The 14612-nt window shown below is 69.7% G+C and carries 9 protein-coding genes and 1 tRNA gene; 7 read left to right on the forward strand and 3 right to left on the reverse strand.

What is annotated here, in order from left to right; all coding sequences use genetic code 11:
• The 7 genes from FHY05_RS20425 to FHY05_RS20455 form a co-directional block, all read left to right on the forward strand.
• The coding region (locus tag FHY05_RS20425) for a xanthine dehydrogenase family protein subunit M (protein WP_183946284.1) at positions 1 to 702 on the forward strand (702 nt) is incomplete at its 5' end.
• A gap of 4 nt (positions 703 to 706) precedes the next feature.
• On the forward strand, positions 707 to 2926 hold the full coding sequence (gene paoC / locus FHY05_RS20430; protein ID WP_183946285.1) for an aldehyde oxidoreductase molybdenum-binding subunit PaoC: 2220 nt from the start codon (positions 707 to 709) through the stop codon (positions 2924 to 2926).
• A 345-nt stretch (positions 2927 to 3271) separates the two neighbouring features.
• The gene (locus tag FHY05_RS20435; RefSeq protein ID WP_183946286.1) at positions 3272 to 6478 is read left to right on the forward strand and encodes a TonB-dependent receptor; all 3207 of its coding nucleotides are present in this window, start codon (positions 3272 to 3274) and stop codon (positions 6476 to 6478) included.
• A 275-nt stretch (positions 6479 to 6753) separates the two neighbouring features.
• Complete coding sequence (locus FHY05_RS20440) at positions 6754 to 7470, forward strand: SapC family protein (RefSeq protein WP_183946287.1); 717 nt, start codon at positions 6754 to 6756, stop codon at positions 7468 to 7470.
• Positions 7467 to 8492, forward strand: coding sequence for a cupin-like domain-containing protein (locus FHY05_RS20445; RefSeq protein ID WP_183946288.1), 1026 nt, complete (start codon positions 7467 to 7469; stop codon positions 8490 to 8492). Before FHY05_RS20440 ends, FHY05_RS20445 begins: the two co-directional genes overlap by 4 nt.
• Positions 8489 to 9994, forward strand: coding sequence for a tryptophan halogenase family protein (locus tag FHY05_RS20450; RefSeq protein WP_183946289.1), 1506 nt, complete (start codon positions 8489 to 8491; stop codon positions 9992 to 9994). Before FHY05_RS20445 ends, FHY05_RS20450 begins: the two co-directional genes overlap by 4 nt.
• An 89-nt stretch (positions 9995 to 10083) precedes the next feature.
• Positions 10084 to 11835 (forward strand): chloride channel protein, encoded by a 1752-nt coding sequence (locus FHY05_RS20455; RefSeq protein ID WP_183946290.1) that lies wholly within the window; start codon positions 10084 to 10086, stop codon positions 11833 to 11835.
• Positions 11836 to 12093: 258 nt separating this feature from the next.
• Here the strand turns inward: FHY05_RS20455 and FHY05_RS20460 are convergent.
• The 3 genes from FHY05_RS20460 to FHY05_RS20470 all read right to left on the reverse strand — a co-directional run bounded on the left by FHY05_RS20460 (position 12094) and on the right by FHY05_RS20470 (position 14516).
• Positions 12094 to 12169 (reverse strand) — tRNA-Glu (locus FHY05_RS20460).
• A gap of 113 nt (positions 12170 to 12282) precedes the next feature.
• Positions 12283 to 13653, reverse strand: coding sequence for a class II 3-deoxy-7-phosphoheptulonate synthase (locus FHY05_RS20465; protein WP_183946291.1), 1371 nt, complete (start codon positions 13651 to 13653; stop codon positions 12283 to 12285).
• 80 nt (positions 13654 to 13733) lie between these two features.
• A complete protein-coding gene (locus tag FHY05_RS20470) occupies positions 13734 to 14516 on the reverse strand; it encodes an SDR family oxidoreductase (protein WP_183946292.1) in 783 nt (260 codons plus the stop codon).
• Positions 14517 to 14612 lie beyond the last annotated feature (96 nt).

The following is a 14612-nucleotide window of genomic DNA, read 5'->3' on the forward strand; positions in this document are numbered from 1 at the left end:
GTGCTCAGCCGCGCGATCCTGGCGGGTGCCTCGGGGCAGCTGCGCAACAAGGCCTCGACCGCGGGCAACCTGCTCCAGCGGACGCGCTGTCCGTACTTCTACGACACCAACATGGCGTGCAACAAGCGCAAGCCGGGCGACGGCTGCGCCGCGATCGGCGGCTATTCGCGCCAGCTCGGCGTCATCGGCGTGAGCTCGTCGTGCATCGCCACCTTCCCCGGCGACATGGCCGTGGCGATGCGCGTGCTCGACGCGGTGGTGGAGACGGTCGACGCGAACGGGCAGCGCCGCAGCATCCCGATCGCCGACTTCTACCGGCTGTGGGGCGACCATCCCGAGCAGGACACCACGCTGCGCCCCGGCGAGCTGATCACCGCGGTGGTGCTGCCCAGGCCGCTCGGGGGCCAGCATTTCTACGAGAAGGTGCGCGACCGTGCCTCCTACGCCTACGCGCTGGTGTCGGTTGCGGCGGTGATCCAGCGCGACGGCGGCGGGCGGGTGGCGTTCGGCGGCGTGGCGCCCAAGCCGTGGCGGGTCGAGGAAGCGGAGGCGCTGCTGCCGCAGGGGGCCGAAGCGGTGACCGCGCGCGCCTTCCAGGGCGCCACGCCGACCAAGGACAATGCGTTCAAGCTGCCACTGGCGACGCGCGCGCTCGCCGCGGTCCTCGCCCAGGCGGGCACGCCGGCGCGGAAGAAAGGGTGAGGCCATGAAGTTCGACACGCCAGCCGGTACCAACCCGATCGACGCGATGAAGATCGTCGGCCGCGCGCATGACCGCGTCGACGGCCCGCTCAAGACCAGTGGCCGTGCGCGCTACGCCTATGAACATCACGAGGTCGCCGCCAACCAGGCCTATGGCTATGTCGTCGGGGCGGCGGTGGCCAAGGGCCGCATCCGCACGCTCGACATCGCCGCCGCCAAGGCGGCGCCGGGCGTGATCGCGGTGGTGACCGCCGCCGACGCGGGCAAGCTCGGGAAGGGCAAGTACAACACGGTCAAGCTGTTCGGCGGCCCCGATGTCGACCATTATCACCAGGCGATCGCGCTGGTGGTGGCGGAGACGTTCGAGCAGGCGCGCGCCGCCGCCGCGCTGGTGCGCGTCGACTACGCGCGCGCGAAAGGCCGGTTCGACCTCGACAGCGCGCTGAAGACCGCGCCGCTCACCGGCGGCGACAGCGACGAGGGCAGCGGCGCCCCGCCGGTCGACCGCACCGGCGCGTTCGAGCAGGCCTTCGCCGCCGCGCCGGTCAGGCTCGACCAGCGCTATACCACGCCCGATCACAGCCACGCCATGATGGAGCCCTTCGCGTCGCTGGCGATGTGGCAGGGCGATGAGCTGACGGTGTGGACCTCCAACCAGATGATCGACTGGGGTCGCGGCGATCTCGCCACCACGCTCAACATGCCCAAGGAGAAGGTGCGGCTGATCTCGCCGTATGTCGGCGGCGGGTTCGGCGGGAAGCTGTTCCTGCGCGCCGACGCGGTGCTGGCGGCGCTCGGCGCGCGCGCGGCGGGGCGTCCGGTCAAGGTCACGCTCACCCGCCCGCAGATGGCGAACAACGCCACCCATCGCCCCGCGACGCGGCAGCGCATCCGCATCGGTGCCACCCCGGATGGCACGATCACCGCGATCGCGCACGAGAGCGGCTCGGGCGACCAGCCCGGCGGCAGCCCCGAGACCGCGGTCAACCAGACCAAGTTGCTGTACGCCGGCAAGAACCGGCTCACCGCGATGCGGCTGGCGGTGCTCGACCTGCCCGAGGGCAACGCGATGCGCGCGCCGGGCGAGGCGCCGGGCATGATGGCGCTGGAGATCGCGATCGACGAGATGGCCGAGCAGCTCAGGCTTGACCCCGTCGACTTCCGCGTCCGCAACGACACGATGGTCGACCCCGAGAAGCCCGAGCGGCGCTTCTCCGAGCGCCAGCTCGTGCGCTGCCTGCGCGAGGGCGCCGAGCGCTTCGGCTGGTCGCGGCGCAGCGCGACGCCGGCGCAGGTACGCGACGGGCGTTGGCTGGTGGGCATGGGCGTGGCCTCTGCGTTCCGCAACCACATCAACTATCCCTCGGGCGCGCGCGTGCGGCTCGGGCGCGACGGACGCGTGACGGTCGAGACCGACATGACCGATATCGGCACGGGCAGCTACACGATCATCGCGCAGACCGCGGCCGAGATGATGGGCGTGCCGATGGAGCAGGTCAGCGTGAAGCTCGGCGACTCTGCCTTCCCGGTCTCCGCCGGGTCGGGCGGCCAGTTCGGCGCGGCCAATGCCACCGCCGGCGTCTATGCCGCCTGCGTGAAGCTGCGCGAGGCGGTGGCGCAGCGCGTCGGCGTCAACTCGGCCGACGCGCGCTTCGCCGGCGGCAGGGTGGTCTCCGGCAACCGCTCGGTACCGCTCGCCGAGGCGGCGGCGCAGGGTGAGCTGACCGGCGAGGATCGGATCGAATATGGCGGGCTCGACAAGACCTGGCAGCTCTCCACCTTCGGCGCGCATTTCGTCGAGGTCGGCGTCGACGCGTACACCGGCGCGACGCGGCTGCGTCGCATGCTCGCGGTGTGCGCGGCCGGCCGGATCATCAACCCGAAGTCGGCGCGCAGCCAAGTGATCGGAGCGATGACGATGGGGGTCGGCTCGGCACTGATGGAGGAGTTGGCGGTCGACACGCGCTTCGGTTTGTTCGTCAACCACGACCTCGCCACCTATGAGGTACCGGTCCACGCGGACATACCACACCAGGACGTGGTCTTCCTCGACGAGGCGGACGACAAGGCCAACCCGATGAAGGCCAAGGGGGTCGGCGAGCTCGGCCTGTGCGGGGTCGGCGCCGCGGTGGCCAACGCGATCTACAACGCCACCGGCGTCCGCGTGCGTGACTATCCGGTCACACTCGACAAACATCTGTCACAATTGCCGGCGCTCGCCTGAGCCGCTCCGCCGCGCACGTGGCACGCGTCCGTTCGAGAGAGCGGGCGCGTCCTCGCGTCTGGCGTGTGCCGTGGGAGGAGCGCCCGATCGCAAGTGCCTGTAACTCCTTCTCCTTGCGCGGGCAGAGCATGAAAACGGCCGACATCGATAAAGATGAATAAAGAAATTCGCTGAATTAATTAGCTGCTCAAGTCTATGTTGTCCGATCAATACGGGCTGAGATTATACCGCAGGCTCGGTTGACAGGCCCGCTCTACTTGATAGCGTTATCACATCTGGCGACCTCACAGAGGCGCTGGTGGTGCCAGCGGTAGGGTTCCGTGGCAGCGCACTATGGGGGGGATGATGAAGCGCCTTAACGTCTTGTCGAAGCTTGCTCTGTCCACGTCGCTCGGGGCGCTGGCGATCGCCGCCGCGCCCGCGTTCGCGCAGGCCACCGGCGGCGAGCCGTCGGCCACCAACGCGCAGCCCGGTGGCGGCCAGGCCGTCGACAGCGACACCGCGCGGTCGGGCTCCGTCGCGGATCAGGAGAATGGCGCGGTCGACGACATCGTCGTCACCGGCGTCCGCGCCAGCCTCGATCGCGCCATCGCGATCAAGCGCGACTCACCGGGTGTGGTCGACGCGATCTCGGCCGAGGATATCGGCAAGTTCCCCGACACCAACCTCGCCGAGTCGCTGCAGCGTATCACCGGCGTGTCGATCAACCGCGTCAACGGCGAGGGTTCGCAGGTCTCGGTCCGCGGCTTCTCGGGCGGCTTCAACCTCGTCACGATCAACGGCCGCCAGCTGCCGGCGACCAACATCGACACCAGCGGCGGCAACCTGTTCGCGCGCGGCGCGGGTCGCTCGTTCGACTTCCAGAACATCGCCTCGGAGGGTGTCAGCGCGCTCGAGGTCTACAAGACCGGGCGCGCCGCGGTGCCCACCGGCGGCATCGGCGCGACGATCAACATCAACACGCGCAAGCCGCTCGACTCGCGCGAGACAGGTGTGACCGGCTCGATCGGAGCCAAGGCGCTGTACGACACGTCGGTGGAGAAGGCGGTCGGCGACAAGCACCGCGTCACCCCCGAGGTCTCGGGCCTGCTCAACTACAAGAACGAGGAGGGCACGTTCGGCGCCGCGGTGTTCGGCAGCTATCAGCTGCGCTACTCGGCCTCGGCACAGTCGAACCCGAACTATTGGAACGTCATCCCGACGGCCGACTTCTTCACTCCGGGCACGTTCGTCAACTCGACCACGGTGCTGGACGGCAATCGGCCGACCGCGCCCTACGTGCTGGTGCCGAACGACAGCCGCTATCAGTTCTCCGAGAACCGCCGCGAGCGCATCAACTTCCAGGGCGTCCTGCAATTCCGCCCGACCGACACGCTCGAGTTCACGGTCGACAGCCTGTTCGCGCAGAACCGCCTGCGCGAGCAGCGCAGTGAGCAGACCAACTGGTTCAACCGCCCGTTCAGCGAAGTCCGCTTCGACGACAACCCGAACATGGCGACCGCGATCTTCCTGCGCGACTATCTGCCCAACGGCCCCAAGGACGAGGGCTTCGAGCAGCAGCTGGCGGCGACCAAGGCGCGACTGGCCTCGGTGGGCCTGAACGCCAAGTGGGATTTCGCTCCTAACCTGACGCTGACCCTCGATGGGCATCACTCGGTGTCGACCTCGTCTCCGGACAATCCCAACGGTACCACTGCGACGACCGTCGCGCTCGGCGCCCCGGTGATCCAGGGACACTCGCTCGACTTCAGCACCGGCTTCCCGCAGCAGGCGCAGATCATCAACGACTGCTACGTTTCGAAGCCGGGCGCCACGCCGACGGGCAATTGCAACGGCGTGCTCGACATCGGTGATCTCGGTGCCGCGCCGGCGCGCACGATCGTCTCGCGCCAGCGGCAGCAGATCGATCAGGTGCAGGCACGTCTCGGCTGGGATCTCGGCGGCGGAAGCCGCTTCGATGCCGGCGGTTCGTACACGGTGTCGAAGATGCGCTCGACCCAGACTCAGACGCAGCAGACGCTGGGTGACTGGGGTCTGCAGAACCCAGGTATTATCCAGCAGCTGGCGCCTGACCTCGTCCAGCAATATTGCCTGACCTGCAAGTTCGATCACTTCAACCCGGCCTCCGAGGGTTCGTCGCTGATCGCCTTCCGAGGTAACGCGATCGACCTCTACGACGTACTCAGCCCCTACTACTCTCAGCGCGGCGCGCCGCCGGCGCCTTCGGCCCCGGCCGATGACACGGTGCGCGAGAAGATCTGGGCGGTGTTCGGGCAATTCACCTGGAATGGCGAGGTCGCGGACCGGCCTGCCAACCTCGTGATCGGCGCGCGCTACGAGCAGACGCGTGTCCAGTCCGACGCGGTGCAAACCTACAACAATATCGTCTGGACCGCCGACAACGACTTCCGCGGCGACTCGAGCGGTGTGTTCACCACCCGTCGCCAGCGTGGCAACTATGAGAATCTGCTGCCGGCTGTCGACTTCAGCATCGAGCCGATCACCAACGTGAAGGCGCGTGTTTCCTTCAGCCGAACGCTGGCGCGCCCCGATTACGGCAATCTGTTCGCGACTGAGTCGGCGGGTGCACCGGGCCGTCCGACGGCGCTGGGCGGTATCCCGACCGGCAGCAAGGGCAACGCGAACCTGCTACCGCTGTTGTCGGATAACTTCGACGTCTCGCTGGAATGGTATTACAAGCCGTCCAGCTTTGTCTCGGTCGGCTTCTTCGACAAGCGCGTGGCCAACTTCCTTGGCACGGGCGTGATCAACCAGAACCTGTTCGGTCTGCGCGATCCCAGCTCGGGTGCGGCCGGATCGCGATCGGGAACGGCCGCGGCCTACCTCCGCTCCGCGGGGCGTGATCTCAGCGACGTGAACCTGTTCAGCTACACCGCGCTGCTGATCCAAAACAACGGCAATCAGGCCGCTGCGACCTCGCAGTTCGAAGCGAATTACGTCACCAATCCCAACGGCGGCGGGGCGCTCAATCAGGCCTTTGTCAATACGCTGCTGGCGGACGTTGACATCTCGTCCGACGCCAACGATCCGCTGTTCAACTTCTCCGTGTCGCAGCCGATCAACAACCGCGAGGGCAAGATCCACGGCTTCGAGCTGGCCTGGACCAACTTCTTCGGCAACACGGGCTTCGGCTTCGCCGGTTCGTTCACCAAGGTGAGCGGCGACGTGAACGTCGATCCTTATGCCGACCCGACGGTTAACATCTTCGCGCTGACCGGCCTGGGCAACAGCGCCAACGCCACCGCGATCTACGACAAGAACGGCATCTCGGCCCGTGTCGCCTACAACTGGCGTGACAAGTACCTCGTCGCGACCAACCAGGGTGGCAACCGCAACCCGCTGTTCGTCGCGCCGTTCGGCACGGTCGACGTCAACATCAGCTACGACCTCAACGACACGATCGCGGTGACGCTGGAAGGGATCAACCTGACCAGCGAGAGCGTCAAGACCTACGGCCGCACCGAGCGGAACCTGGTGCTGGCGCAGGAACTGAAGCCGCGCTTCCTGCTGGGCGCGCGCTACAAGTTCTGAGGATGAGGGCAGGGGGCTGCCGAGCGGCGGCCCCTTCGCTTCGCTTGCTCGGAACATGAGCCTTCCCCTGTTTCCCGTCATCCCGAACGTGTCGCAGGATCCACCGAGATGCGAGAGCCGCACCTGCGAGTGGGCGGCACGGTGGATCCCGAGACGAGTTCGGGATGGCGTCGTTTCCACTTCGGCGTGATGGTGCAAATCGTCGCTTCCGTGCTGAGAGGCTCTGGTGCACAACCGCCCCGGAGAGGGCGGCGACGCCGCGTCGAGAGAGTCGCATGAATCGAGTCCTGCTCAACAACGTCGACCATGCCGAGCTGCGCGTGGCGCCGCGCGTCGGTGCCGAGTTCGGTGACCGCGCCAACCAGATGCCGATCTACCCGGGCGAGTTCGAACAGGCACAGCGCGACTTCCCGATCCTGTTCCGCCGCGACGGAGCCGCGATCGACGCGGTCGTGCTGCTCGGCCTCGACTCGGACGAGAATCTCTTCCTCGGCGAGCAGGGCTGGACCAGCCGCTACGTCCCCGCGATGCAGCGCCGCGGTCCCTTCTCGATCGCGCTGGCGGCTGATACCGGCGGCGAGGCGGGCGAGCCGATGGTCCACGTCGATCTCGACGACCCGCGCGTCGGTGACGACTCCGGCCTGCCGCTGTTCCTGCCGCACGGTGGCGACGCGCCCTATCTCCAGCATGTCTCGGCGGCGCTGCGCACGATCTACGAGGGATCGCAGCAGGCCCGGGCGATCAATGCCGAGCTCGCCGCGGCGGGGCTGCTGCGCGACGTGGTGCTCGAGATCGATCTCGGCGACGAGGGCGGCTACAACGTGCCCGGCGTCCTCGCGGTCGACGAGGGCGCGCTCGCCGCGCTGCCCGACGGGGAGGTGGTGCGGCTTCACCGCGCCGGGCTGTTGCGGCTCGCGACCATGGCGGCGGCGTCGTTGGCGAACGTGTCGCGCCTGATCGAGCTCAAGAACAAGCGGCGGGCGGTGGCGTGACCGCGCCGATCACCGGCCGGCGCGCGCGTGAGATCGCGGCGGACGATCCCGCCGCGCACGACCTCGCCGCGCTGGTCGCCGCGGGCGAGCCGGTGGTGGTACGCGGGCTGGTCGCGGACTGGCCGCTGGTCGCGGCGGGACGCGAGGGACCGCGCGCGCTCGCCGACTATCTCCTCGAGTTCTACAACGGTCACCCGGTGGTGGGCTATACCGCGCGCGCCGAGCTGGGCGGGCGGTACTTCTACGATGCCGAGGTGACCCGGCTCGACTTCGAGGGCGAGCGCGTGCGCCTCGACGACTATCTCGCGCGCCTGCTCGCCGCGATGGACCGCGACGACGCCGAGTCCTTCTACGTCGGCTCGACCGACCTCGACCTCTTCTTCCCGGGCCTGACGGAGGCCAACCCGCTGCCGGAGGCCGGCTTCGACCGCGCGCTGCGCAGCATCTGGATCGGCAACCGCACCACCGCGGTGGCACACCACGACATGTCGAACAACGTCGCGGTGGTCGGTGCCGGGCGCCGCCGCTTCACCTTGTTCCCGCCCGATCAGGTCGCGAACCTCTACCCCGGCCCGCTGGCGCCCACGCCGGGCGGGCAGGTGGTCTCGATGGTGGACTTCCGCGATCCCGATCTCGACCGTTACCCGCGCTTCGCCGAGGCGGTCGTGGCGGCGCAGGTGGCCGAGCTCGAGCCGGGCGACGCGGTGGTCTATCCCGCGCTCTGGTGGCATCAGGTTGAGGCGCTGGGAGAGCTCAACGTCCTCGTCAACTACTGGTGGAACGAGGCGCCGGCCTTCATGGACACGCCGATGAACACGCTGCTGCACGCGCTGCTCAGCCTGCGCGACCGGCCGCCGGGCGAGAAGGCGGCGTGGCGCGCGATGTTCGACTATTACGTCTTCGGCGACCCCGAGCGCCCAGCGGCGCATCTGCCCGCGCAGGCGCGCGGCGCGCTGGCGCGGCTGGACGAACTCGGCGCGCGGCGGCTGCGCGCCGAGCTGCTGCGGAAGCTCAACCGGTGAGGCCGGTCCGCCGCGTCGTCGTCGCCGGGGGCGGCACCGCGGGCTGGCTCGCCGCCGCGATCCTGACGCGCCAGCTCGGCGCGCTGATCGAGGTGACCTTGGTCGAATCGGAGGAGATCGGCACGGTCGGGGTCGGCGAATCGACGATCCCGACGGTGCGCGCCTTCCACCAGCTGATCGGCATCGACGAGCAGGAGTTCGTCCGCGCCACCGGCGCCAGCTACAAGCTCGGCATCTCGTTCGAGGGCTGGTCGCGACCGGACGAGCGCTACCTCCACTCCTTCGGTACGCTGGGCCGATCGACCTGGATGGCGGACTTCCACCATTTCTGGCTGGAAGCGCGCGCGCAGGGCGTCGCCGAGGAGATCGGCGCCTATTGCGTCGAGCATGAGGCCGCGCGCGCCGGGCGCTTCGCCGGACCGCCGGCGGCCTCGCTCAACTACGCCTTCCACTTCGATGCCGCGCGCTATGCCCGCTACCTGCGCGAGCGCTGCGAGAGCGACGGCCTCGTCCGCGTCGAGGGGCGGATCGAGCGCGCCGAGCGCGACGCCGGCGGTGACATCGCCGCGCTGGTGATGGCCGACGGCCGCCGCGTCGAGGGCGACTTCTTCCTCGACTGTACCGGCTTCCGCGCGCTGCTGATCGGCGAGACGCTCGGGGTCGGCTACGAGGATTGGACCGACTGGCTGCCGACCGACCGCGCCATCGCGGTGCAGACCGCCGCGACCGGACCCGCGGTCCCCTACACGCGCGCGATCGCACACGACGCCGGATGGCAGTGGCGGATCCCGCTGCAGCACCGCCTCGGCAACGGCATCGTCTACAGCAGCGCCTATCTCTCCGACGACGCGGCGCGCGCGCGGCTGCTCGACACGGTGGAGGGCGAGGTGCTGATCGAGCCGCGGCTGATCCGCTTCCGCACCGGCCGCCGCGAGCGCGCGTGGGAGCGCAACTGCGTCGCGCTGAGTCTCGCCGGCGGCTTCGTCGAGCCGCTCGAGTCGACCAGCATCCACCTGATCATGATCGCGCTGACCCGACTGCTCCAGCTCTTCCCCTACGACGGGGTGACCGAGTCGCTGGCGGGGCGCTTCAACGACATGGCGCGGCGCGAGATCGAGGGCGTGCGCGACTTCATCATCCTTCACTATCACGTCAACCAGCGCGACGAGCCGTTCTGGCAGCGGCTGCGCGACATGCCGCTGCCCGAGAGCCTGGCGGCGCGGCTCGCGCTGTTCCGCGACGGCGCGCAGGCCTTCCAGGCGAGCGACGAGCTGTTCACGGTGACGTCCTGGGTGCAGGTGCTGCTCGGCCAGCGGCTCATGCCCGAGGCGCACAATCGCGTCGCGCGCATGATGCCGCCCGGCCGCCTGGCCGCCACTCTCGCGGAACTCGGTCGCGATGTGACGCGACAGGTGGCCGCGCTGCCGACACACCAGCAGTACCTCGACCGGCTCGTCGCACCGTTGCCGGCGATGAGCGTGCGCGCGGGCGGCGCGCGCTGAGCGAGGCGATCCCTCCCGGCACCGGTGGGTGACAGGAGAGACGGGCGCGGGCACAGCGGTGGCATGTCGCGCCTCGTCCCCGATCGCACGTGATCCCGCGTGCGCTACGCCGCTCGCCCGCGTGGTCGCGCTGGCTCGGCGCGCGCGTGCGCTCGATCGAGTTGCTGTTCGTGCTGGTCGCGGTGGTGGTCGGCATGGGTGCGGGGCTGCTCACGGTGCTTCAGGGTACGCTGGCACGGGCGCTGCAGCACCTGCTCTACCGCCTGCCAGATGACCTGCGGCTCAGCGGCGCGCCCGCGCTCGACGGGTGGCAGCTGCTGGTACTGCCACTCGGCGGCGCGGTGCTTGTGGCCTTCAATCGGATCGTCGGTGCGCGGCGCCGCTCGCTCGTCGACGCGGTCGAGGCCAATGCGCTGCACGGCGGTCAGCTCTCCGTCCGCGACAGCGCCATCGTCTCCGGCCAGACGATCCTGTCGAACGGCTTCGGTGCCTCGGTCGGACTGGAAGCGGCTTACGCGCAGCTCGGCGGGCTGATCGCCTCGGCGAGCGGGCGCTGGCTGGCCCTGCGCCGTATCGACGTCCGCACGCTGGTGGGAGCGGGGGCGGGCGCCGCGATCGCCGCCGCGTTCGGCGCGCCGTTGGCAGGCGCCTTCTACGCCTTCGAGGTGGTGATCGGCGCTTATACCCCGGCCGCGATCGCGCCCGTCGTCGCCGCCGCGCTGGCGGGATCGCAGGTGGCGCAGCGGCTCGGCACCGCGCCCTATATCGTCGCGGTCGAACGCGGGCCGGCGATCCATAGCTTCGGATACCTCGTCTACGGCGTGCTCGGCGTGCTGTGCGCGCTGGTCGGCATCGCGATCATGCGCTCGGTCGGCGTGGTCGAGGCGCAGACGCGCGCCCGCCTGCCCGCGTGGAGCCGGCCGGTGATCGGCGGCGCGCTGTTGGCGGCGCTGGCAGCGGTCTCGCCCCAGGTTCTGTCCGCAGGGCACAGCGCGCTCCACCTCGACATCACGGCGGCGGTGCCGCTCGCCTTCGTGGCGACGATCCTGTTGACCAAGGCACTGGCGTCGGTCGTCTCGCTCGGTTTCGGGTTCCGCGGCGGGCTCTTCTTTGCCTCGCTGTTCCTGGGTACGCTGGTGGGCCACCTCTACGCCGGCGCGCTCGGCTGGGTGGCCGGGGAGTCGATCCTCAACCCGGGCAATGCCGCGATGGTGGGCATGGCGGCGCTCGCGGTGGCGGTGATCGGCGCGCCCTTCACGATGACGATGCTGGTGCTCGAGGCGACGGGCAATTTCAGCCTCACGGGCGCGGTGCTGGCGGCGAGCCTGGTGTCGTCGACGATCGTTCGCCAGTTCTTCGGCTATTCCTTCTCGACCTGGCGCCTCCACCTGCGCGGCGAGACGATCCGCAGCGCGCGCGACGTCGGCTGGGTCAAGGCGCTCACCGCCGGGCGGATGATGCGGCGCCAGCCCAACATGGTCGCGGGCAGCACCGGCGTCGCCGAGTTTCGCCGGCGTTTCCCGCTCGGCTCGACCAAGCGCGTGATCGTGCTCGACGACGGCGACCGCTACGCCGGGATCGTCGATCCCGTCGCGGCGCACGATGGCGCGGTCGACGACGGCATGCCGGTGCTCGCGTTGGCCCAGGGCCTCGGCGAGATGCTGCGCCCCGAGATGGACATTCGCGCGGTGATGGCGCGCTTCGATGCGGCGCAGCGCGAGGAGCTGGCGGTGGTGGACGAGGACGGCAGGGTACTCGGCCTGCTCACCGAGGCGCACGTGCGGCGGCGTTACGGCGAGGAGCTGGAGAAGAGCCAGCGCGAGCTGTTCGGCGAGGTGTGATCGGGCTCGGCCAACCGCGTCGTCGCCGCGAATCCCTGATCGCTGGCCCGCTCACCGCGAACATCGGGGGCGGCTCAGTCGGGCAGCCGCGCGAAATGCCACCGCGCAGCAGAGGCTTGCCGCGGCGCTTCGACTATCTCGAAGGGCTCGATGGTCAGCGTGCCATCACGCTGCTCGTTCGTGCGGCTGCGCGCGACGCACATGTACCGCATCGAACGAAGCGGCGCTCGCACATCCGCCGGTCGCACGATGCGACGCTGGTGACCCCTACGGGACTCGAACCCGTGTTTTCGCCGTGAGAGGGCGACGTCCTAGACCGCTAGACGAAGGGGCCGTGCGCGGTGTGGAGGCGCGCTGTTAGGAGGCGGTGAAAGCGCCGTCAAGCGACTTTCGCCGCATCGCACCCGGGGCCGCACGCTTTTCTCGCGCGACCCCGTGGAGCGCCTGTCACGCCGCCTTGCGCCGCTCCGCCATCTCGGCGTTGAGCATCTCGGCCAGCAGGAAGGCCAGCTCGAGGCTCTGCCCGGCGTTGAGCCGCGGGTCGCAGTGCGTGTGATAGCGGTCGGCGAGGCTCTGCTCGGTCACGTCGATCGCGCCGCCGGTGCACTCGGTGACGTTCTGCCCCGTCATCTCGGCGTGGATGCCGCCGGCGTGCGTGCCCTCGGCGCGGTGGACCGCGAAGAAGCCGCGCACCTCGGCGAGGATGCGGTCGAACGGCCGAGTCTTGTAGCCGCTCGCCGCCTTGACGGTGTTGCCGTGCATCGGGTCGCAGCTCCACACCACCGGATGACCCTCGCGCGTCACCGCGCGCACCAGCCGCGGCAGATGCGCCTCGATCTTGTCGTAGCCGTAGCGCGTGATCAGCGTCATGCGCCCGGGCACGCGACGCGGGTTGAGCGTGTCGAGCATGCGCAGCAGCGCGTCCGGCTCGAGCGACGGCCCGCACTTGACCCCGATCGGGTTGCCGATGCCGCGCAGGAACTCGACGTGCGCCGAGCCTTCGAAGCGGGTGCGGTCGCCGATCCAGAGGAAATGCGCCGACGTGTCGTACCAGTCGCCGGTGAGCGAGTCCTGCCGCGCCAGCGCCTGCTCGAACGGGAGCAGCAGCGCCTCGTGGCTGGTGTAGAAGGTGGTCTGCGACAGCTGCGGCACCGTATCGGGGCTGATGCCGCACGCCTCCATGAAGTCGAGCGCCTCGCCGATCCGGTCGGCGGTCTCGGCGTATTTCTTCGCCCAGGGGCTGCGGCCCATGAAGTCGTGGGTCCAGCGATGCACCTGGTGAAGGTTGGCGTAGCCGCCCTGCGCGAAGGCGCGCAGCAGGTTGAGCGTCGCCGCCGACTGGGCGTAGGCGCGGACCATCCGCTCGGGATCCGGCAGGCGCGACTCGGGCGTGAAGGCGATGTCGTTGACGTTGTCGCCGCGGTAGCTCGGCAGCTCGACGCCGTCGATCACCTCGGTCGCGGTCGAGCGCGGCTTGGCGAACTGGCCCGCCATCCGGCCGACCTTCACCACCGGCAGCTTCGAGGCGAAGGTGAGCACCACCGCCATCTGCAGGATGACGCGGAACGTGTCGCGGATGTTGTTGGGGTGGAACTCGGCGAAGCTCTCGGCGCAGTCGCCGCCCTGAAGCAGGAAGGCCTTGCCCTCGGCGACCTTGGCGAGATCGGCGGTGAGGTTGCGCGCCTCACCCGCGAAGACGAGCGGCGGGAAGGTGGCGAGCCGATGCGTCGCGGCGTCCAGCGCGGCGGCGTCGGGATAGTCAGGGAGCTGGCGCGCCTCGGCCTTGGTCCAGCTGTCGGGGGCCCATGACATGGCCATCGGTAATCTTCCTTCCATTTCGCCGCGCGCCTTGAACGAAACGTGCGCGACTCGCAACGTTCATCGGTCTCGATCCGGCCTCACAAGATACCAGGATAGGCACCGCCGTCGATCAAGAGGCTCTGCCCCGTGATATAGCCCGCCTTAGCGGAGCAGAGGAAGGCGCAGGCGGCGCCGAACTCGGCGGGATCGCCGTAGCGGTGCGCGGGTATGCGCGCCGCGCCGCGTCGCGCCGCCTCGGCGACGTCCACGCCCTGCGTCTCTGCCGCTGCCGCGTGGACGCTGTCGAGCCGGCGCGTCGCGAACTGGCCGGGGAGGAGGAAGTTGATCGTGACGTCGGCGTGCGCCACCTGCCGCGCGACGCCCGCGAGGAAGCCGGTCAGCCCCGCGCGCGCGCCGCTCGACAGGTCGAGCCCGGCGAGCGGTGCCTTCACCGAGGCGGAGGTGATGCAGACGATCCGACCGAAGCCGCGCTCGACCATGCCGTCGATCACGCGCTGGGTGAGGCGGATCGGCGTGATCATGTTGGCCTCGACGCCGGCGCGCAGCGCGTCGCGGTCGATCGCGCGGAAGTCGCGCAGCGGCGGGCCGCCGTTGTTGTTGACGAGGATGTCGGGCGCGCCGCCCGCGGCGTCGACCAGCGCGGCCTGTAGCAGCTCGTCGGCGACGTCGCCGGCGACCGTCTCGACCGCGACGCCGTGCGCGGCGCGGATCGCATCGGCGGTGGCGGCGAGCGCGTCGGCGTCGCGCCCGTTGAGCACCAGCGCGCAGCCCGCGGCGGCGAGCGCCTCGGCACAGGCGCGGCCGAGCCCCTGGCTCGACGCGCAGACGATGGCGCGACGTCCCTCGATCCCGAGTTGCATGTGGCGATTCCTCCTGATGTGAGAGGTGAGGCGGCTTCACCTTCCTGCTGCTCCCCGGCGAAGGCCGGGGCGCAGTTGGGAAAGCCGTAGTGGAAG

It is taken from the genome of Sphingomonas sp. BK580, from assembly GCF_014194975.1.
GTDB lineage: Bacteria > Pseudomonadota > Alphaproteobacteria > Sphingomonadales > Sphingomonadaceae > Sphingomonas.

What these genes read in the sequence shown, in the direction of transcription:
- FHY05_RS20435 (WP_183946286.1), top strand. Translation starts at nt 3,272, where the DNA reads ATGAAGCGCCTTAACGTCTTGTCGAAGCTTGCTCTGTCCACGTCGCTC.
- FHY05_RS20470 (WP_183946292.1), bottom strand. Translation starts at nt 14,516, where the DNA reads ATGCAACTCGGGATCGAGGGACGTCGCGCCATCGTCTGCGCGTCGAGC.
- FHY05_RS20465 (WP_183946291.1), bottom strand. Translation starts at nt 13,653, where the DNA reads ATGGCCATGTCATGGGCCCCCGACAGCTGGACCAAGGCCGAGGCGCGC.
- paoC (WP_183946285.1), top strand. Translation starts at nt 707, where the DNA reads ATGAAGTTCGACACGCCAGCCGGTACCAACCCGATCGACGCGATGAAG.
- FHY05_RS20440 (WP_183946287.1), top strand. Translation starts at nt 6,754, where the DNA reads ATGAATCGAGTCCTGCTCAACAACGTCGACCATGCCGAGCTGCGCGTG.